The sequence below is a fragment of the Alteriqipengyuania halimionae genome (assembly GCF_009827575.1).
GTDB lineage: Bacteria > Pseudomonadota > Alphaproteobacteria > Sphingomonadales > Sphingomonadaceae > Alteriqipengyuania_A > Alteriqipengyuania_A halimionae.
Window position 1 is genome coordinate 2,691,801 of the sequence record NZ_WTYR01000001.1, and the last position, 19,899, is coordinate 2,711,699.

Sequence of the window (19,899 nt, forward strand, 5' to 3'; positions counted from 1 at the left end):
AGGGGCGTTTTGCGTATCGGGTGGCGATGGCAGATCGCAGCGGCGCGTCGGTCGAGCCTTTGCTGGACCGGTTGCGGCAACCCGCTATGCCATCAGGATCGATGGACGCCGACCGATCTTCCGCACCGCTCGCCCGCCGTCCCGGCGAAATCTGGGGCGAGCGATCGCGTCGGCAGAGCAGCCGCGGGGTCGATTTCGCGGTCTATGACGCGATCGACATCGAGATCGAGCCGCATTGCCACGAAGACCGCCACCTGATCTTCTTGATGAGCGGCCAGTACATCACCAGCGCGCAAGGCGCGCCGCCGGTCTGCGCAACGCCGGTGCTGGTCGACAACCCCGCCGGTACCAGCCATCGCGACCGTTTCCTCGGCTCGACGGGGCGCTTCCTCGCGATCAATATCGATCCCGCGCTGTCGTGGGAGGGGCCGGCGACGGTGCGGCGCGACCGCACGACGCTCGCGCGGATGACCGCGTTGATCGAAGACCTCGAATTCGCGCGGCCGACGCTGGCGGTCGAGGAACTCGCCGCCGGGTTGACCGAGCGCGAGCCGTCACCCGCGCCTGCGAAGATTCCGGCCTGGCTGGCGCGTAGTTGGGACCTGGTCATGGAAGAGGACATCGCGGCGATCGATCTCGACCGCGTGGCGCGCGAGGCCGATATCCACCCGGTCCACGTCGCGCGCAGTTTCCGCCGCTTGTGCGGCCGCACCGCGGGGCAATTGCTTCGCGACCGCCAGTTCGAAGACGCCTGCCGCATGCTGGCCCGCGACAACACGCCGCTGGTCGAGATCGCGCTCGCGCTGGGCTTTTGCGACCAGGCGCATTTCACCAATGTCTTCTGCCGCCGGGCGGGGGTGTCGCCCGGAGCCTGGCGCAAGCGGATGCGCGATGTTTGAAATCTGCAAGAATGCCGCGCGGCGAACGGGCAACCGGGGCGCCGTTACTGCCTTTCTGGAGAATACCATGCCTGTCTTCCGCCGTGCCCTGGCCCTCGCCGTGCCTGCGCTGCTCGCCCTGTCCGCGCCCTCCCATGCGCAGCAAGCGGGTGCGATCGATCTCGATAGTCTCCCGGTCGCGGGCGAAGACGCGGCGTATGGCGGCACGACCAGCGTGCTGGTGATGCATGACGGCGCGATTCTGGCAGAACGCTATTTCGACGAGGGCGGCGCGGGGGCGCTGCGCAACACCCGCTCGGCCACCAAAACCGTCACCGGCATGCTGGCGGGGATCGCGGTGGGCGACGGGCTGCTCGCACGCGACAGCCGGATCGCAAGCTTCTTTCCCGGACACGAGGCGCTGAACCCCGATCCGCGCAAGCAAGCGGTGACGGTGGAGGATCTCGTCACGATGAGCTCGATCGCCGAATGCGACGACAGCAACATGTTCTCGCGCGGCAATGAAGAACGCATGTACTTGATCGAGGACTGGCCGGGCTTCTATCTCGACCTGCCGGTGAAGGGTTTCGCCCCTTGGGCCACCAAGCCCGAAGACAGCCCCTATGGCCGCGCGTTTTCCTATTGCACCGCCGGCGTTACGACACTGGGTGCCGTGGTCGAGCGTGCGGTGGGTATGCCGCTGGAAGATTATGCGCGCACACGGTTGTTCGAACCGCTCGGGATCGAGGAGGCGGAATGGGCCTTCTCGCCGCTCGGCCTGGCGCAGGGCGGGGGCGGCCTCGAATTGTCGAGCCGCTCGCTCGGCAAGCTCGGGCAGCTTCTGCTCGATGGAGGTGTTCACGACGGAAAGAGACTGATCCCGGCGGACTGGGTGGCCGACACGCTGCGCCCGCAAGTCGACGTTCCCGGTCGCGACGGGACCGAATACGGTTACCTCGTCTGGCTTCAGGCGGTGGAAGCTGTGGGCCGCGACGTCGTCACAAAGTCGATGAGCGGCAATGGCGGCAACAAGGTCATCATCGAACCCGAAACGCGTTCTGTGACCGTGATCACCACCACCAATTTCGGCCAGCGCGACGCCCACGCGAAGAGCGAGCGCCTGTTCGCTCAGGAACTCCTGCCCGCATTGCTGGAACGCGAATGAGGCTACGGGGCGTTACAGCGCCGGTGCGGCATTTCCTCACGCCATCGCAGGGCGCTCAGGCGAACAGCCAGATCGCGCCAATGATCATTGCGACCATGCCGAGCGCTGCGACGAACCCCCACCGCGCCTCGCTCGGGACATAATTGCCGAAGAACGCAGAATCGAGATCGCCATCCGGCTCGGGATCGTCCTGTTCGTAGAGATCGGGCCTGATGCGGCGCAAAATACGGTCGGCGATCAGACTAAGAACGCCCCATGCGAGAAGCGCGAGCGGCACCGCAAGCGCGTCGTTTGCGAACAGGACGGTGATCCCGATTGCGGCACCCAGAGCGGCGTCGAGCATCAGCTTGGGCCAGGCAAAATTCTTCTCCGGCGGTTCGGCCAATGCCTTGGCCCTCTGCCATTCCTCGACACTGCCGGCCCGCTCGATGCGCCGGGTCCGCCGTGCGATGCGCCACTTCCTCCACCACATCTGGCTCGCCGCAATCGCGAGACCGGCGACCGCGCCGACAGCCGGGAAAAGCGCGTTTGTCTGATCGAAGAACCCGTCCATCCGCACGATGATTGGCAGCTGTGCGGTCACCCATCAACGCCGAACATCGGAAGTCGGGCGGAATTGGTGCGCGCCTGCGGGGCGGGTTTGAGCCAAATCAACGAGACGTGGCTCAGCGCCGACGAGTCGAGGAACGATGATCCGCATCCACCCGTTGATTATACAAACGCCTCAACGGAAAGGATTAAATTATGTTCGAACGTTTTCGGATCAAGGAACACATGGAAGTCACCGACAGCAAGGGCATGCATCTCGGCACCGTCGATGAAGTCGACGATGGCAAGATCAAGCTGACCAAGTCGGACAGCATGGACGACATGCACCACTTCCTTTCGATGGACGACGTCGAGAAGGTCGACGACAACCGGGTCTACCTCAAGGAAGGCGCACGCCTCCCCGAAGGTCTCGGTACGAAGGCCGTCGAAACCGCCTGACGCCACACCATCGATATCCTGCCGTCCCTAGCGGATGGTAGCGACGTAAGCCCGGTCTCACACCCAAGAGGCCGGGCTTCGTGTATCCGCCTTCGGCCTCTCAGCCGAAAATGCCGGGCCAGATATGGCTGGCGACCGTCCAGGCGCGCAGTCCGAGCCAGATCGCGATGGCCAGCAGGATCGCACCGAAGCTGTAGCCCAGCGACGGGCGTCGCTTGCTCGCACCCAGCCCGATCGCGTAAGCGAGAATCAGCGTCAGCGCGCAGCCAATGGTGTAGAAAATGAGCCAGGTCATCGATGCGGTCAGACGCCCGCCAGTTCCATCACGGTGAGGGCGATGGCAAAGGCCAGCAATATGCCACCCAGAAGGAAGAACCGCGGCGCGCGCGCCCGGCGTTCTTCGATATCGCGAATGCGCACGGCGTGGGCGATCACGAAGATCGCGACCAGCACGACGAAGACGATGGCGATCACGTATAACACGGCGGCTCTCCTGCCCGTTCGATAGTAGGCACGGTGCGACGGCCTGCAAGCGCTATCGCTTGCGAAGGCGGGTTTGCATCGAAAAGATTGGCATCGAAAAGAAAGGCGCCCCGCCTCACCGATCCGGTGAAGCGGGGCGCCGCGATCATTCTGTCCTCGACGGCCTTACTGGCAGGCGAGGCATTCCTCGTAATCGGTCGGCCCGGCGGCATCGGCCGCGGCCTGCAATTCGATCTTGGCCTGATCGGACGTGTTGTCTGCTTCCACTCCGCCGGCGAAGCCCGCGCGCTGCACGCTCTTCGACCGCAGGTAATAGAGCGACTTGATGCCCTTTTCCCATGCCTGGAAGTGCAGCATCATCAGGTCCCACTTGTCGACATCGGCCGGGATGAACAGGTTCAGCGACTGTGCCTGGTCGATATAGGGCGAACGATCAGCGGCGAATTCGAGCAGCCAGCGCTGGTCGATCTCGAAGCTGGTCTTGTACGCGTCCTTTTCCTCCTGGCTGAGGAAATCGAGATGCTGGACCGAGCCTTCGTGCTGGAGGATCGAGTTCCAGATGTTGTTGGTGTCCTTGCTCTTCTTCTTGAGCAGCTTTTCCAGATACGGGTTCTTCACCACGAAGCTGCCCGAGAGCGTCTTGTGGGTGTAGATATTGGCCGGGATCGGCTCGATGCAGGCACTGGTGCCGCCGCAGATGATCGAGATCGACGCGGTCGGCGCGATCGCCATCTTGCAGCTGAAGCGTTCCATCGCGCCCATTTCCTCTGCATCGGGGCAGGGGCCGCGCTCGTGGGCGAGCATCATCGAGGCTTCGTTGGCCTTGGCGTTGATGTGCTTGAACATTTTCAGGTTCATCGCCTTGGCCATGGCGCTTTCGAACCCGATCCCCTTCGACTGGAGATAGGAGTGGAAGCCCATGACGCCCATGCCGACGCTGCGCTCGCGGGTGGCAGAATACTTGGCACGGGCCATCTCGTCGGGCGCGCGGTCGATGTAATCCTGCAGCACGTTGTCGAGCATGCGCATGACATCCTCGATGAACTGCTTGTCGCCGTTCCACTCGTCCCACTTTTCGAGGTTGAGCGAAGACAGGCAGCAGACCGCGGTGCGATCGTTGCCGAGATGGTCGATACCGGTCGGCAGGGTGATTTCCGAGCACAGGTTCGAAGTCGAGACCTTCAGCCCCAGCTCGCGGTGATGCTTGGGCATCATGCGGTTCACCGTGTCGTTGAACACGATGTAGGGCTCACCGGTGGCGAGGCGCGTTTCGACCAGCTTCTGGAACAGCGCGCGCGCATTGACGGTGGAGCGGACTTCGCCGGTCTTGGGCGATTTGAGATCGAAATCGGCGCCGTCGCGGACCGCTTCCATGAACTCGTCGGTCAGCAGCACCCCGTGGTGCAGGTTCAGCGCCTTGCGGTTGAAGTCGCCGGCCGGTTTGCGGATCTCGAGGAATTCCTCGATCTCCGGATGAGACACGTCGAGATAGCAGGCGGCCGAGCCGCGCCGCAGCGAGCCCTGCGAAATCGCCAGCGTGAGCGAATCCATCACCCGCACGAAGGGCACGATGCCGCTGGTCTTGCCGTTGAGGCCGACCGGTTCGCCGATGCCGCGGACATTGCCCCAATAGGTGCCGATGCCGCCGCCCTTGGAGGCGAGCCAGACATTCTCGTTCCAGGTCCCGACGATCCCTTCGAGGCTGTCCTCGACCGAGTTGAGGTAGCACGAGATCGGCAGGCCGCGGCCGGTGCCGCCATTCGACAGGACGGGCGTGGCGGGCATGAACCACAGGTTCGAAATGTAATCGTAGAGCCGCTGCGCATGCTCCTGATCATCCGCATAGGCATCGGCGACGCGTGCGAACAGGTCCTGATAGCTCTCATTGGGCAGCAGATAGCGGTCGGTCAGCGTTTCCTTGCCGAATGCGGTCAGGTTCGCATCGCGCGCGGGATCGGTCTTGATGTCGAAGCGGCGCTTGTTGACGCGCTTGGAATCGTTTTTGTCCGCAGCAGCGGCCTTCGCCGCCTCGGCCATCGCGCCAGTGGCGGCGAGGAGCGCGGTTTCTTCGGCGGTCCCGGTGTCGGTCGCGGTCACGGATGTGTCCTTGTCTGCTTTGGTCGGCGCGGCCTTGGCGGGCGCGGTCTTGGCGGTCGTCGGCGCGTCTTCGATCATCTCGTCCAGCTCTGCCATCGTCGCTTCGTCCCCGTTTCTCAGTTCCATGTTTCCGCCCGCTCCTGCCTATTGCCGGAGCCGCTGCGCGCGACCCCGAAATTGCTGTTCGTTCGAGTCGGCGGCAATGCGTCCTGCCTACCAGATCGATCCCGTGGGGCCTTGCGATAGTTTTCCCCCGCTTGTCCCCGGACCCGCCTTGAAAGGCGCCCTCGCAAGAGCCGAATCCGGCCTTCGCCGCCCGATGGGCTGCGGTGGCGGGGCTCAAGTTCTAGAGGGCTCCTACCCGAAGAGCCACTACCGATAGTGCCTATCGTGCGATTCGAGCGCAAGCGCTAAATCGGCTTTTCGCACCCGTTCGAAGCCGTGCGGGAGGGTGTCTTATCCAGCTGCTACGCCGCGACGCGCGGGGAAAGCTAGGGTCACGCGCAACGCAAGCCCCAAAATGGATTTGTGTAGAAAAATATGGTGATTGAATCTTTCGAATCCAGCTTTGAATCATCATGAAGCGAGCGCGCAATTTTCATGCTGGAATCGCGAGCGCGGCCGATCCGATCGATGTCGCCGGGCGGGCGTGCACGGCCTCGCATGCGATCCTCCGGGCGATTCAAATTCGGGCTGTTCTGAGCCGGGGCATTCTATAAAGTCGCGTCGTGGGCATTCGCCCATCCTGCACTCGACAGGCGAATACAAGCGATCGGCCAGACGGCGGATCGATCATAAAGGGGAAGACACTTGCTCAACATTCTCGCAGCCATCCTGACCGGACTGATCGTCGGTATCCTGGCGCGCTTTTTCTATCCGGGCGCGGTCGATATGGGCCTCCTGCAAACGATCCTTCTGGGAATTGCCGGATCGCTCGTTGCCGGCCTCGTGACCCATCGCGGCGCGCCCGGCTTTCACAGCGCGGGCTTCTTCGCCAGCATTCTGGGCGGCATGGTCCTGATCTTCATCGGGACGGTGCTGTTCTAAACAACGACAGGCGCGATCAGGCGGACATGCGTCGCGCCTTGTCGCGATAGAGCTCCTTGTCGGCTTCCTCGAGCGCCCGGTCGAATGCCTTCCGACCGGGCGTCTCGAGCGAAGCGCAACCATGGCTGAAAGCCACCGGTTCGCCATCGAGCAGAATCGGGGATCGGCGCAAGACGGCCCCCTTGATGCGCGTGATGGCCGCGATGGCGCCGTCCCGATCAAGCCCGTCGAAATAGATCACGAATTCATCCCCGCCCCAGCGACCGGCGATATCGGATTCGCGGACATTGTCGAGAATGCGCGAAGCGATCCGCTTCAACAGTCGGTCGCCCTCGCTATGGCCGAGGCGGTCATTGACCTGCTTGAACCGGTCTCCGTCGAGCAGTGCGATGCTGCCGCGCGAGCCGTTCTGCATCTTTTCGCCGAGTTTCTCGAGCAGGCCGCGCCGATTGGCGAGCCCGGTGAGCGCATCGGTTGCTGCCGCGCCCTTGAGCCGGTCGATCCGCCGGATCGTGCTTTGCGAGGCTTCCGTGGTGGCGCGTAGCAGATCGCCCGCCAGATCCTGGCCCGCTTCGGGGCAATCCTCGACCGACTCTCCGCGCTGCAATTGGGCCAGGCGGTCCATGGCGAGCTGGATCGGCGCAAGCAGACCGGCCAGGCCCACGATCGCGACCCCGGTGCCGACCACGGTCGCGATCAGGAGGGCGGTTATCATCGACCAATCCCACTGGCCCCGGAGCCCCTGGATCACGAGGAACGTGATCAAAGGTATGTGGACCGAGCCGAAGCAGATCGCGAACACGCGCAGGCGATAGCTGCGCGGAAACAGAAAACGGGTGGCGTTGTAGATGCGCAAATTTGGTTCTCCCTTCCCCTCGGTCAGGAACGGGGGCGAGACTGTCAACCAGAGGTATTACGGGTTGTAAGGGCGCCGTTAACCAAGCGGCCGGCCGGCGCCCCTATACGGCGGCATTCGCATGGGCGGAAATTTGATCGGCCATGTCGTCGACAAGCTCGAGCGGGAGGCTGTGACCCATGCCCGGATAGGTCTTGAGCGTTGCATCGGGGATTGCCGCGGCGGTCGCGCGGCCGCCTTCGCACGGCACCAGCGGATCGTCCTCGCCATGGATCACCAATGTCGGCGCGGTGACATCGGCAAGCCGCGTGGTGCGATCGCCATCGGCGACGATTGCGGCCAGCTGGCGCGGCATCCCGGCCGGATAGAAGCTGCGGTCGAACCCGTCGGTGACCAGCTTGCGGGCATAGGTGTCATCCATCGGATAGCCAGGGCTGCCGATCGTGCGCTGGATCTTGAGCCCGTGTTCGATCATCACGTCGCGATCGGTTGATGCGGGGCGCTTGGTCAGCACGTCGAGCGCTTCCTTCTGCGCCGCTGGCACCTTGGACGATCCGGTGGTCGACATGATCGAGGTGAGCGAGAGGACGTGGCCCGGATGCTCGACCGCGACCAGTTGTGCAATCATCCCGCCCATCGAGGCACCGACCACATGCGCTTTCCCGATCCCGAGCGCGTCGAGCAGGCCGACCGCATCAGCCGCCATGTCCGACAGCGAATAAGGCGTCTTGGGCGGGAAGCCGAGCTTGCCGAAGATCACCTGCCGCGCGATGCCCGGAGCCTTGGCCCCCTCCATCTTCTCGCTGAGGCCGATATCGCGATTGTCGTAGCGGATGACGCGAAAGCCGCGCTGGACCAAGGCCGCGACCAGCTCGTCCGGCCACAGCGTCATCTGCGCGCCGAGCCCCATGATCAGCAGGATCGCCGGGTTCGCGGGATCGCCATTGTCTTCGTAGTGGAGAGTGATTCCGTTGGCTGTGGTCGTGGGCATTATCTGCGTCCTCTCGCAATAGGCGCGCGTTCAGTTCTGCGCCGCTCTAAACTATCGATGAAAACCGGTCTCTTGAGAGGGTTGCCGATGTAACGGTCGGTGCTCCAGCGGCCATCAGACTGCCCAACCGTGACTTCGACCTCTCTAGATCGCCGCATCCGGTGTGACAGTCGAAAAGTAATTTCGAGTTTTGTGACCAACTCGGGCTCGAAACCGTGGTTGGCGAGAGCCCGCTCGATTGTCTTGCTGGCGCGCGAAACTAATCGCCGGAAGCGCCACGGTGCGTTTCGTGAGAGGACCTTTCCTCGCAGTAGATCGATTGAAAGTTCGCCGGCCCGAGTTAGTTCGACGGACTCCCACACCAGATTGTCGAACACTCCAAACACGACGCTGCAACCGCTTGAGAGACTGTCGGCGATATTATGTCCGGCGGCTCTGAGTTGACTATGCTTCAAGGCACCAGCACCGTATCCACCGGCTCCTCGTCCGTCTCCGGGTAATCCAGCGTGAAGTGCAGCCCGCGGCTTTCGTGGCGCTGCAGGGCGCTGCGCACGATCAGTTCGGCGGCTTGCAGCAGGTTGCGCAGTTCGATCAGGTCGGTCGTGACGCGGAAGCTGCCGTAATAATCCGCCACCTCGTCCTGCATCATGGCGATGCGGTTGCGCGCACGTTCGAGGCGCTTAGTGGTGCGCACGATGCCGACATAGTTCCACATGAAGCGGCGGATCTCGGTCCAGTTCTGCTTGATGACGACTTCCTCGTCGGAATCGGTCACGCGGCTGGCATCCCATTCGCGGATCGGCGGCGGTTCGGGCAGCGTATCCCATTTCGCGCAGATATCCTTGCCCGCCGCTTCGCCGAAAACGAAGCATTCGAGCAGGCTGTTCGATGCCAGCCGGTTGGCACCGTGGAGACCGCTTTCGGTCACTTCGCCCGCCGCCCAAAGCCCGGGCAAATCGGTGCGACCGGCAAGGTCGATCACCACCCCGCCGCAGGTGTAATGCTGCGCGGGGACGACCGGGATCGGTTCCTTCGTCATGTCGATGCCCAGCCCGATCAGCTTGTCGTAGATCGTGGGGAAATGCTCCTTCACGAATTCGGGCGGCTTGTGGCTGATATCGAGATGGACGTAGTCGAGGCCATAGCGCTTGATCTGGTCGTCGTTCGCGCGCGCCACGACATCGCGCGGGGCGAGCTCCATCCGCTCCGGATCGTATTTCTCCATGTAGCGCTCGCCGGTGACGGGGTTGTAGAGCCGCCCGCCTTCGCCGCGCACCGCCTCGGTAACGAGGAAATTCTTGACCTCGAGATTGTAGAGGCAGGTCGGGTGGAACTGCATCATCTCCATGTTGGAAACGCGGCAGCCCGCGCGCCAGCCCATTGCGATCCCGTCGCCCGTCGCGCCCCTCGGCGCGGTGCTGAACTGGTAGACGCGACCCGCGCCGCCCGCGGCGAGGATCGTCGCGCGCGCAACATGGGCTTCGACCCGGCCGGTTTCCTCGTCGAGCGCATAGACTCCCCAGACATGGCCCGCGCCCGAAAACGGCTCGGCATTGCGCCCGGTGATGAAATCGACGCAGCTCCGGCCCGGCAGCAGGGTAATGTTGGGATTGGCCTTGGCGGCGTTGAGCAAGGCTTCCTGCACCGCCCATCCGGTGGCATCGTCGACATGGACGATCCGGCGATGCGAATGCCCGCCCTCGCGGGTGAGATGCAAATGTCCGCTGTCGCGGTTGAAGGGGACGCCCAATTCGCACAAGCGGTCGATCGCGGCAGGCGCGCGCTCGATCACGAATTCGACCGTCTTGCGATCGTTCAGCCCCGCGCCTGCGATCATCGTATCGCGGATATGGTTCTCGAACGTGTCGCCGGCATCGAGCACCGCGGCGATCCCGCCTTGCGCCCAGGCGGTCGACCCGCCGGTGAGCGAACCCTTGGCGAGCACCAGCACCTTTTTGCTTTCCGCCAGCTCGAGCGCCGCGGTCAGCCCCGCTGCACCCGATCCGATCACGATGACATCGTGCGTAGTGGAGTCATTTCTTTCGGTCATTCCCCCGTCATGGCGGGAGCGCGTGGAGGCCGCAAGCCGGAGTGGAATTTCTCAGCGTGGTCCATCACGGCGGAGCTGCCGTGAGGGCAGGGTGGGGGTGGTGGCGCCGCAGGTTTCACCAGGCAATCAGGTTTCGCCCTCGGCCTCTTCAAGGCAGGTCCGATCGCGTCCCTGCGCCTTCGCCGCATAGAGGCGCTTGTCGGCCAGTGTGATGCAGGCGTCCACCTCGTCCATCTCGTCGAGCATCGCGATTCCGGCGCTGAACTCCAACCGGTAATCGGGCGAAAAGGCGAAGCGTTCGTGCGCAGCGGACGCGCGGATCCGATTCACGATGTTTGCTGCCTTTTGCGCGTTCGTGGCCGGAAAGATCACGATGAATTCCTCACCGCCCCACCGCCCGACGATGTCGCTCGGGCGAACGCAGCATTCCATGATCCGCGCAAACTCGCGCAGGACCAGGTCGCCCGCATTATGACCGAACCTGTCGTTGCACGATTTGAAGTGGTCGAGGTCGATCAGAGCGATCGATGCGCGCGGCCTTGCCTGCCCCAGGCCACGGAGCGCCTCCTTCGCTTGTTCGAGCGTTGCCCGCCGATTGGCGAGCCCGGTCAGCGGGTCGGTCATCGCGAGCCGGTGGAACTTGCGGCGGTGCCGCAACAGAATGAAGATCAGCGCGCCGAGCAGCGCAAGAATCGCAACGGATCCTACGATCACCGCGATCACGAGTCGCAGGCGCGCGCTGCTCGCCATTTCCTCCGCCGCAAGACGCTTCTGCAATTCCTCGGTCTGAAAGCGTGCCTGCAGCGCGGCGACGCCGTCTTGCAATTCGCGGTCGTGATATTCCTTGGATATGGCGTTCGCCTTGCGCAACGCAAAATACGCCTCTTCATCACGATCCGTCAGGAAGAGGGCTTGCGCGCGCGCTTCCTGCGCCATGATCCACAGCAGAGACGGGGCAACGTCGTCGCTTGCCTCCAATATCGGCGTAAGCAATTGCAGGGCTCGAGCCGGGTTACCCCGCTCCACCTCGAGCCTCGCCATGAGCGTGATGGCCGCTCCGTCTATTCGCTCGCCCGAGTTGGTCAGTCCCTCATAGGCAGCTTCGCAAGCGGGGGCCGCCCGCTCTGTCATCTTGTGCTCGAGATTGGCGTGGCAAAGCCCCAATTGCGCAAAGTTGACCGCATATGGGTTGCCGTAGCTTCGCGCTTCGCGGAGAGATGCCTCGAAATCCTCAACCGCCCGGTCTGCCATCTTGCGATCGAGGTAGGAGTAGCCCCGCACGAGCAGCTGATTGGCCGCAAGGTCGCTCAGACCGAGTTCGCGCTGGATCGCGTAAGCTTCCGAGTGCAGCTCGTCGGAGTAGTCGAAGTCGCGCCCGGCCATCACGATATACGCCAGGATCGATGCCGCATGCGCCCGCTCGAACGAGTTCCTGTTCCGGTCGGCATTTCGGTATGCCTGCGTGGCGAACGTCATCGCTTGGAAAGTGCGTCGGATCGCGAAATTGAAAAACGCCAGGTCGGCGCCGCGGCACGTCTTGGCGGGACTGCCGTCGGGCAAGGCCTCGAAGTCGGGAACGATCGATTTCAGCGCCTTCGCAACTTCGCCTGCGGCGGTATTCCCGTAAGCCTCGGTGAGGCGCAGATAAATGCCGAGGTTATCGGTCGGGCCGAAAGGTCCGCCGATGCTGCGCGCCTTCTTCAACGGCGCTTCGGATGGGGAGCCGCTCATGTTGAGGGCCTGCGATTTCGCGACATACAGTTCTGCCAGCCGCCGGCGGTTGGCAGGGTCGGTATTTGCGATGGCGTCGTCGATCATATCGACGGCTGCGGAAGGATCCCGCCCGGTGGCGAGTTCCATCCGCTTGACGACCGGATCGGAACTACCGACGCAGCGCGCTGCGTTCGCCGGGCTCGTGAGAAGCATGACGACGATCGCTGCCGGAGCGATGATCTGGTGCCACATCGTCAGCAAGGATGGGAATATTGTCACATGGCCGGGTTAGCGACGGCCAGTTGATCAAAGGTTAGCGAGGCATGAAACACATCGGGCAGAAAGCTGTGCGGTGAGGCCGGTTGCCCGCGATCCGGTGATGATGACGTCCGGTCGGTCTGGCGCCATCAGATTGCCGGGTGAAGCGATGCGAACACGTGTTCCGCTGTTAGACTTCATCAGTTCAAAGAGCGTCCGTATCTCTTGAAGAAAGGCACGTCGAAGCCTTGTCGCAACAGCCAAACGATCGTCCCGATCGGGTCGGCTGTGCCGACGCAGACGGAGCCTCTGCATGATCCTGCAAAGACTGCATTGCCTTAGGAATTATCATAAACCGGTCCGAAACCGGGTTCGGACACGGGACGTGTTCATGACCGGGATCTGTGCGGTGTGCGGTGCCGCGATCTGGCGCCGCGACCACCGCGACTGGCGCAAGGGCGCCCCGCCGCCGCACAGGCGGAGGGCAAACGGGTGGGCCCGGCCTAGCCGTCGGCGGTCAGCTGGACGAACACGTCTTCGAGATCGGCTTCGCGGGTGGTGACGTCCTCGATGGCATAGCCGTGCTGCTGGATCAGCGCGAGCACCTGGCCCGCGGTTGCCTTGTCGCGATCGTAGGTCACTTCGAGCACGCGGTCGGCAATCGCCTCGCTCTTGGTGAAGACCTCTTCCATCGGTGGGCCGGCGAGATCCTTGTCGACCGAGACGCGGACGATCTTCTCGCGCGCCATGTCGATCAGCTCGCGCGTGGGCTTGTTGGCGATCAGCTCGCCGTGATTGATGATCGCGATCCGGTCGCACAATTGCTCGGCTTCTTCGAGATAGTGCGTGGTCAGCACCACGGTCACGCCCTGCTCGTTGAGCCCGGTGACGAGTTCCCATAGCTGGCGGCGCAATTCCACATCGACGCCGGCAGTCGGCTCGTCGAGCACCAGGATCGGCGGCGAATGGACCATCGCCTTGCCGATCAGCAGGCGGCGCTTCATGCCCCCCGACAGCGTGCGGGCATAGGCATCGCGCTTGTCGGCAAGGCGGAGCTGCTCGAGGATTTCCATCGAGCGGCGCTTTTCGGGCGGCACGCCATAGAGCCCGGCCTGGATTTCGAGCACTTCGAACGGCGTGAAAAACGGATCGAACACGATCTCTTGCGGCACGATCCCGATGCTCGCTTTCGCATTGCGGCGATTGGCATCGATATCGAAGCCCCAGATCTCCGCGCTGCCCGAACTTTTGGAAACGAGCCCGGCAAGGATGTTGATGAGGGTGGACTTGCCCGCACCATTGGGGCCGAGCAGGCCGAACACGCCGCCTTGCGGCACTTCGAAGCTGACGCCTTTCAGCGCGTGCTTGGGCGGCGCCTTGCCGCTGCCGGGATAGGTCTTGGCGAGGTCGCGAATGGCGATGGCGGCTGGTTCGTTCACGCCGCGACCCATGCCCCAAGCGATGCATCGCACGCAAGGCCTGCGGATCCCTGGACCGATTCAACCGGCACCGTGTCTGGATGGTAAAGCGAAATTAACCACGATCCTGCAGAAGTCCGTTCACCCGGTGCGGGTAGACGGGATGCTGGATGGACGGGACAATTATCAGACACGGGCGAATCGCGCGCCGGCTTGCAATGGTGCCATGCGGCATCGCGGGCTTGCTGTGCCTTTTTGCGCCCCAAGCCGCGCAGGCGCAAAGCGCCAGCGCCGAAGCCCGCGTTACTGTCGTCAGGCCGCTGACACTGGTCAAGATCGACGACATGGATTTCGGAGCGATCGCGATCGGCAACAGCGGGGGCGGGCAGGTGACGCTCAACCCGGCGACCAGCGAGTGCAGCACGGCAAGTTCGATGGGTTTGCAGGGGCAGTGCCGGGCGGCGTCCTTCGCCGGCTACGGGGCCTGGCTGATGCGCGTGCGGATCAGCGTGCCGCAACGCGACATCGTGCTCGAAGGGCCGGGGGACGACATCATCGTCGATGCGTTGACGCTCAACACCAGCCCCGACCTGTGGACCTATCGCACCCGCAATCGCACCGCGAGCGGGCTGATCCTCACCACCGATGGCGTGTTCGAATTCCGTCTCGGCGGCAGGCTCAATGTCGCGGGCGATCAGGCGCCGGGCCGCTACAGCGGCGAAGTGGTCGTCAATATCGAGTACCAGTGACGCCGAAGCGGTCTATCAGCCCGTGCGCAAAGCCTCTTTGCGGCTCGCGCACCGGTTGCTAAGGGATGCGGCCATGAGCCAGGTTCCCGATGCCCCCGCCGATAGCGCCCTCGTACCCGAAACGGTGTCGGTCGATACCCGCAGCGTGTGGTGCGACGGGGCCGAACACATCCGCGCGCCAAAGGGCGTGAAGCCCGTCGCGCTCGGCCATCCGCGCGTCTACATGCAGATCGACGAGCGCGGTTTCGTCGATTGCGGCTATTGCGATCGCCGGTTCGTCTACGACCCCGCCGCGTAATTTCGGCAAAGAAATCCCTCAGCATAGGTTCAGGATATTTCCGGCATACGAGTCGTTATCGATTCGAAACAGTCGGAGAAGACCCATGCGCCCTATCATTGCCTCACTCGCTTCCGTCGCCGCCCTCGGCCTTGTCGCCGGGCCTGCCTTGGCCAAGGACGACAGCCAGCAAACGCGCGGTGAACAGCAGCTCGAGCGCCTGATCGGCGATCGTGTGGCTGGGGATCCCGAGCGGTGCGTTACCACCTTTGCCAATGCCCGGATTACCATCGTCGATGGCGAGGGTATCGTGGTTCGCAATGGCAGCACGGTTTATCTCAACCGTACGTCCAATCCCGAATCGCTCGACGCCGACGATATCCTCGTGATCCGTCGCTACGGGATCGATTCGAACCTGTGCGAGAACGAGCAGCTCGAAACCTATTCGCGGAGCGGGAATTTCCTCACCGGCCTCGTGAGTCTCGAGGAATTCGTGCCTTACGCCCGCGCAGATAAAGACGAAGGCTGAACAAGCGCCGCGATGAGCATGGTTGCAAGACCGTGGGCGGCGCAATTGCTGCATTTCTGGTTTCATGAACTCGGCCCCCGCGACTGGTTTCGCGGGGGTTCTCATGTGGATGCCGCCATCGAGCGGCGGTTTGCCCGCTACTGGAACATGCTCCATCGTCGCCCCGCGGCGGAATTCCTCTCCTCGCCGCGCATGGCCTTGGGGGCCGTGGTGCTGTTCGACCAGGTGCCGCGCAACATCTTCCGCGACGATCCGCGCGCCTTTTCCAGCGACGGGCTCGCCCGGGCGATCACCCATGGCGAAATCGCGCGCGGCTGGGATGCGCACTTGAACCGCAAGCAGCGCCAATTCCTCTACATGCCGCTGATGCACAGCGAGGACATTCGCGACCAGGAACTGAGCCTGAGGGCCTTCGCGGCGCTCGGCACCTCGCTCGATTACGCCCGCAGCCACCACCGGATGATCGCACGCTTCGGGCGCTTCCCGCACCGCAACGACGTGCTTGGCCGGCGTTCGACCGCAGCAGAAAAACGCGCGGTGGAGGCGGGCTTCAGCTGGTAGCGTTCGCGCGTCCCTCGCGCACGAACCACAGCGCCACCGCAACTGCCAGCGCGCCGCCCAGCACATTGGCCGAAAGCTCGGCGGCGTAAATCGCATCCTCGCCCCAAGCGCTGCGCAGCAGCCAAGCGACGGGGATCATGAACAGCACGACCCGCACGATCGATTGCCCCAGCGCCCAGGCTGCGTGATCGATCGCGTTGAGCGCACCATTGCCAACGATGAACATGCCGAACCCGGCATAACCCCAGGCGGCAATCAGGACATAGCGTTCGAAACTGTCCTTCACTGCGCCGTCATCGGCGAACATCGCCGCGAAATCGCTGCGGAAGAACACCAGCAGCGCTGCGACCGAAAGCCCCCAGACAAGCGAGAAGGCGAAGCTCTGCACCAGGGCCGAGCGCGCGCGGCCCACCTGGCCGGCCCCCCAGTTCTGGCCGACGATCGCACCGATCGAACTCGACAGGCCGAGCAGTGGAACGGTGGCGAAGGCCTGCAAGCGTCCGGCTGCGCCGAAGCCCGCGACCGCATCCTGACCCGCGCTTGCGAGCAGCGCGGTCAGGATCGACAAGCCGACCGGGTTGATCGAATTGGCAAAGGCCGATGGCACCGCCACCCGGCTCAGCGCGCCGGCATCGCGTTTCACCATGCAATGGCGGATGGCGGAGGGGGCGAAGCGGATATCGCTCGTCTGCAGGAGGGTGAAGCCGACCGTGGCGGCAATCACCCAGCTGGCCAGCGTGGCATAGGCGGCCCCGGCAATCCCGAAGCCTTCGAAGCCGAAGCCACCGGTGATCAGGATCGGATCGAGCACCCAGTTCGTCGCCGCCATGGTGATCAGCACGGCCATCGATCGCTTGGCCGCGCCCTGGGCGCGCAGCGCGCCGTTGACCGCCATCATGAAGGGCAGGGCGAAGAACCCGATCGCGTACGGGCCCATATAGGCATCGATCATCGGCAGCAGATTGTCGTCCGCCTGCATCAATTCGAACAGCGGCTGGCGGAGCGCGTAGAGCGCCAGCGCAAGGACGATGCCGACACCGGCGGCGAGCACGAAGCCTAGATTGGCGAGTCCCTCTGCGTGCCGGTCTTCGCCACGGCCCAATGCGCGGCTGACGACCGAGGCGATCCCGGCCATCACGCCCACGCCCAGACTGGAAAGCGCCTGCGTCACAGGGAAGATGAAGGCGACCGCCGCCAGTTGCGCCGCGCCCAGCTGACCGATGAAATACGCGTCGACGATGCCGATCGACATAATCGCCGCGATCCCGACGATCATCGGGGCGGTCTGCGAGACCAAATGCCCGCGGATCGATCCGCGCGTCAGCCTGGCCGAACTCGGCTCGTCGCTTGTGTCTCCATTTGGCATCGCCGCGCCCTAAGGCCAACCTGCGACCCTGCCTAGGCCTTGCGCGCAAAAGAAACGCACCGCACACTCCCGGGTTCTGCCCAGCAGATTCGCAATCCCGCGTGGAACCGATGGAGACAGAAGATGAGCGACAATCTCGACCGCATCCTGGCCGCCAATGCCGACTATTCCGCAGATTTCGGGGACAAGAGCGAGCTGGCGATGCCGCCCGCGCGCAAGCTTGCGATTCTCACCTGTATGGATGCGCGGCTCGATCCGGCGAAGTTCGCCGGGCTCGAAGAAGGCGATGCGCATGTGATTCGCAACGCCGGTGGTCGTGCCAGTGACGACGCGATCCGCAGTCTCGTGATTTCGCACAAGCTGCTCGGCACGAATGAGTGGTATGTCGTCCACCACACCGATTGCGGGATGGAGACCTTTACCGATCCGATCATGCGCGACCTGCTCGCGGGCAGTCTCGAGACCGCCACGATCGACGAGAATGGCTGGCGCAACGAGGGCTCCGGCCCGGGCTCGAAGGAAGCCGACCAGATCGCCTGGCTGACCATCGCCGACCTCGCCCAGAGCGTGCGCGACGATGTCGACCGGATCAAATCGCATCCTCTGGTCAACAAGTCGATCCCGGTGCGCGGCTACATCTACGACTGCAAGAGCGGCCGGCTCGAAGAGGTGAACTAGGCCACTTCCTCGGCGTAATATTCGCACCAGTCGCTTACCGGACATGCCTCGCATTTCGGTGAGCGGCTGGTGCAGATCCGCTTGCCGAACTGGATCAGCCAGAAATGTCCGTCGGCAAGCGCCCAGGCAGGTGAGCGGTTTTCGAGCTGCTCCGCCGTCTTGTCGGCGGTCCTCGCGTCGGTCAGCCCGATCCGGTTGCAGACCCGGTGGACATGGGTGTCGACCGCGATCACGTCTTTTCCGAACGTGAAGCTGAGCACGATGTCGGCGCATTTGCGACCGATTCCGGGCAGACTCATCAGCCCTTCGCGGGTATCGGGCACCACCCCGCCGTGCTCTGCCAGCAGCGTTTCGCAGAACCGGCGGATCGAGCGGGTCTTGTTGTTGTAGAGCCCGCACGGCTTGATCGCCGCCGCGATGTCGCGATCGTCGAGTTCGAGCATCGCTTCCGGCGTCGTGGCGAGCGCGAACAGGGCGCGGCTCGCCTTGGCCGTATTGCGATCGAGCGACTGGGCGGAGAGCATGCAGGAAATGCACGAGCGGAACGCGTCGGGCTGGCCCTTCGGCCCTTTCGCCCCCGGCGTGCGCCCGGGCATTTCCTGCGACAGGATGCGGTAGACCCGCTCTATCTCGGCGCCCGCCAGCAAGGGTCAGGCCGACAGCGGATCGTCGACCGTTTCGAGGGTCGGATAGTCGGTGTAGCCTTCCGCGCCGCCGCCATAGAACGTGCTCTCGTCGGGCTCGTTATACGGTCCGCCTTGCGCAATGCGGGCGGGCAGGTCGGGATTGGCGAGGAACAGGCGTCCGAACGCGACTGCATCGGCATGCCCGGCGTCGATCCATTGCGCCGCTTCGTCGGGTTCGAAATTGCCATTGGCGATGAACGGTCCGTCGAACTCGGCGCGCATCTTGTGCAGCACCGTGTCGCCGCTTTCGTCCTTGCCGTCGCCGGTGTGCGAATTGGGGCGGATCACGTGGAGATAGGCGAGCCCGCGCCCGGCCAGCGCCTTGGCGGCGGCGGGATAGGTCTCGCCCGGCTTGGCGTCTTCGGTGCCGCCCGGTCCACCCTGCGGCGAAAGTCGCACCCCGACGCGATCCGCCGGAAGCACCTCGCATACCGCGTCGACCACCTCGCGCATCAGGCGCAGGCGGTTGTCGAGGCTGCCGCCATAGTCGTCGCCGCGATCATTGGTGGCCGAGCGGATGAACTGGTCGATCAGGTAATTGTTGGCGCAATGCACCTCGACGCCGTCGAACCCGGCCTCGGCCGCGCATTTCGCGGCGTGCCGGTAATCCTCGATCAGGCCGGGGATCTCGTCGGTGCGCAGCGCGCGTGATTCCTGAAACGGAACTTGCGGCCCATCCTCGAGCCGGTCGCCGACGAAGGCCTCGCCCTCGGGCGTCCAGGCGCTGGCCGAAACGGGCTGGCCGCCATCGGGCTGGAACACCGGATGGCTGATCGCGCCGACATGCCAAAGCTGGCAGAAGATCCGCCCGCCCGCATTGTGGACGGCGTCGGTCACCGTTTTCCAGCTTTCGACCTGGCTGTCGGTGAAGATGCCCGGCGTCCAGGCATAGCCCTGGCCCTGATGGCTGATCTGGGTGGCTTCGGACACGATCAGTCCGGCGCTCGCGCGCTGGGCATAATAGAGCGCGTGGAGTCCGGTCTGTTCGTTGGTCTTCGCTTCTGAGCGGCTGCGGGTGAGCGGGGCCATGACGATGCGGTTGGTCGCTTCGAACGCGCCGATGGTGACGGGATCGAGCAGGGGGGCGTGCTGGGGCATGAATTCTCCGTT

At 63.9% G+C, this 19,899-nt stretch carries 21 protein-coding genes; 9 read left to right on the top strand and 12 right to left on the bottom strand.

The features are described from left to right. The first annotated feature begins 26 nt into the window (after window positions 1–26). Together GRI68_RS13065 and GRI68_RS13070 are read left to right on the top strand one after the other, a co-directional pair. Window positions 27–899, top strand: coding sequence for a helix-turn-helix domain-containing protein (locus GRI68_RS13065; protein WP_160617684.1), 873 nt, complete (start codon window positions 27–29; stop codon window positions 897–899). A gap of 67 nt (window positions 900–966) precedes the next feature. Beyond that, complete coding sequence (locus tag GRI68_RS13070; protein ID WP_160617685.1) at window positions 967–2,043, top strand: serine hydrolase domain-containing protein; 1,077 nt, start codon at window positions 967–969, stop codon at window positions 2,041–2,043. Between the two features lie 55 nt (window positions 2,044–2,098). On the opposite strand, the gene GRI68_RS13075 is transcribed toward GRI68_RS13070, so the two are convergent. After that, window positions 2,099–2,626 carry a hypothetical protein gene (locus GRI68_RS13075; protein ID WP_160617686.1) on the bottom strand — a complete coding sequence of 176 codons (528 nt, stop codon included), beginning with the start codon at window positions 2,624–2,626 and terminating at the stop codon, window positions 2,099–2,101. Window positions 2,627–2,787: 161 nt separating this feature from the next. Here GRI68_RS13075 and GRI68_RS13080 point away from each other — a divergent pair, with 161 nt between their 5' ends. Further along, window positions 2,788–3,030, top strand: a complete 243-nt coding sequence (locus GRI68_RS13080) for a DUF2171 domain-containing protein (protein ID WP_160617687.1) — start codon at window positions 2,788–2,790, stop codon at window positions 3,028–3,030. A 100-nt stretch (window positions 3,031–3,130) separates the two neighbouring features. Here GRI68_RS13080 and GRI68_RS13085 read toward each other — a convergent pair whose 3' ends face one another. From GRI68_RS13085 to GRI68_RS13095, 3 genes are all read right to left on the bottom strand, one after another. Then, a complete protein-coding gene (locus GRI68_RS13085; RefSeq protein ID WP_160617688.1) occupies window positions 3,131–3,325 on the bottom strand; it encodes a hypothetical protein in 195 nt (64 codons plus the stop codon). 8 nt (window positions 3,326–3,333) lie between these two features. Then, window positions 3,334–3,513: a hypothetical protein gene (locus GRI68_RS13090; RefSeq protein ID WP_160617689.1), complete on the bottom strand. Its 180-nt coding sequence runs from the start codon at window positions 3,511–3,513 to the stop codon at window positions 3,334–3,336. Window positions 3,514–3,678: 165 nt separating this feature from the next. Beyond that, on the bottom strand, window positions 3,679–5,736 hold the full coding sequence (locus GRI68_RS13095) for a ribonucleoside-diphosphate reductase subunit alpha (RefSeq protein ID WP_160617690.1): 2,058 nt from the start codon (window positions 5,734–5,736) through the stop codon (window positions 3,679–3,681). Window positions 5,737–6,420: 684 nt separating this feature from the next. Here GRI68_RS13095 and GRI68_RS13100 point away from each other — a divergent pair. Then, entirely contained in the window at window positions 6,421–6,657 is a 237-nt protein-coding gene (locus GRI68_RS13100; protein ID WP_160617691.1) for a GlsB/YeaQ/YmgE family stress response membrane protein, read from the top strand. Window positions 6,658–6,673: 16 nt separating this feature from the next. Here the strand turns inward: GRI68_RS13100 and GRI68_RS13105 are convergent, their stop codons facing one another. The 5 genes from GRI68_RS13105 to GRI68_RS13125 form a co-directional block, all read right to left on the bottom strand. Further along, window positions 6,674–7,513 (bottom strand): GGDEF domain-containing protein, encoded by an 840-nt coding sequence (locus GRI68_RS13105; protein ID WP_160617692.1) that lies wholly within the window; start codon window positions 7,511–7,513, stop codon window positions 6,674–6,676. A gap of 103 nt (window positions 7,514–7,616) precedes the next feature. Further along, window positions 7,617–8,504 carry an alpha/beta fold hydrolase gene (locus tag GRI68_RS13110; protein ID WP_160617693.1) on the bottom strand — a complete coding sequence of 296 codons (888 nt, stop codon included), beginning with the start codon at window positions 8,502–8,504 and terminating at the stop codon, window positions 7,617–7,619. Window positions 8,505–8,955: 451 nt separating this feature from the next. Then, complete coding sequence (nadB, locus tag GRI68_RS13115; RefSeq protein WP_160617694.1) at window positions 8,956–10,554, bottom strand: L-aspartate oxidase; 1,599 nt, start codon at window positions 10,552–10,554, stop codon at window positions 8,956–8,958. 126 nt (window positions 10,555–10,680) lie between these two features. Further along, the gene (locus GRI68_RS13120) at window positions 10,681–12,519 is read right to left on the bottom strand and encodes a GGDEF domain-containing protein (protein WP_160617695.1); all 1,839 of its coding nucleotides are present in this window, start codon (window positions 12,517–12,519) and stop codon (window positions 10,681–10,683) included. Window positions 12,520–13,028: 509 nt separating this feature from the next. Continuing rightward, window positions 13,029–13,976, bottom strand: a complete 948-nt coding sequence (locus GRI68_RS13125; RefSeq protein WP_199799766.1) for an ABC transporter ATP-binding protein — start codon at window positions 13,974–13,976, stop codon at window positions 13,029–13,031. A gap of 209 nt (window positions 13,977–14,185) precedes the next feature. Here GRI68_RS13125 and GRI68_RS13130 point away from each other — a divergent pair, with 209 nt between their 5' ends. The 4 genes from GRI68_RS13130 (at window position 14,186) to GRI68_RS13145 (ending at window position 16,059) form a co-directional block, all read left to right on the top strand. Then, window positions 14,186–14,692, top strand: coding sequence for a DUF4402 domain-containing protein (locus GRI68_RS13130; RefSeq protein WP_160617697.1), 507 nt, complete (start codon window positions 14,186–14,188; stop codon window positions 14,690–14,692). A 73-nt stretch (window positions 14,693–14,765) separates the two neighbouring features. After that, entirely contained in the window at window positions 14,766–14,990 is a 225-nt protein-coding gene (locus GRI68_RS13135) for a zinc-finger domain-containing protein (RefSeq protein ID WP_160617698.1), read from the top strand. A gap of 85 nt (window positions 14,991–15,075) precedes the next feature. Continuing rightward, complete coding sequence (locus tag GRI68_RS13140) at window positions 15,076–15,498, top strand: hypothetical protein (protein ID WP_160617699.1); 423 nt, start codon at window positions 15,076–15,078, stop codon at window positions 15,496–15,498. A gap of 12 nt (window positions 15,499–15,510) precedes the next feature. Beyond that, complete coding sequence (locus GRI68_RS13145) at window positions 15,511–16,059, top strand: DUF924 family protein (protein ID WP_160617700.1); 549 nt, start codon at window positions 15,511–15,513, stop codon at window positions 16,057–16,059. Here the strand turns inward: GRI68_RS13145 and GRI68_RS13150 are convergent. Continuing rightward, window positions 16,049–17,425, bottom strand: coding sequence for an MATE family efflux transporter (locus GRI68_RS13150; protein ID WP_160617701.1), 1,377 nt, complete (start codon window positions 17,423–17,425; stop codon window positions 16,049–16,051). The two genes, GRI68_RS13145 and GRI68_RS13150, sit on opposite strands and share 11 nt — an antisense overlap. 123 nt (window positions 17,426–17,548) lie before the next feature. Between GRI68_RS13150 and GRI68_RS13155 the strand changes: the two genes are divergently transcribed. Next, window positions 17,549–18,103, top strand: coding sequence for a beta-class carbonic anhydrase (locus GRI68_RS13155; RefSeq protein WP_160617702.1), 555 nt, complete (start codon window positions 17,549–17,551; stop codon window positions 18,101–18,103). Here the strand turns inward: GRI68_RS13155 and GRI68_RS13160 are convergent. Beyond that, window positions 18,100–18,750: an endonuclease III domain-containing protein gene (locus tag GRI68_RS13160; RefSeq protein WP_160617703.1), complete on the bottom strand. Its 651-nt coding sequence runs from the start codon at window positions 18,748–18,750 to the stop codon at window positions 18,100–18,102. The genes GRI68_RS13155 and GRI68_RS13160 overlap by 4 nt on opposite strands. A gap of 3 nt (window positions 18,751–18,753) precedes the next feature. Then, window positions 18,754–19,887 (bottom strand): alkene reductase, encoded by a 1,134-nt coding sequence (locus GRI68_RS13165; RefSeq protein WP_160617704.1) that lies wholly within the window; start codon window positions 19,885–19,887, stop codon window positions 18,754–18,756. Window positions 19,888–19,899 lie beyond the last annotated feature (12 nt).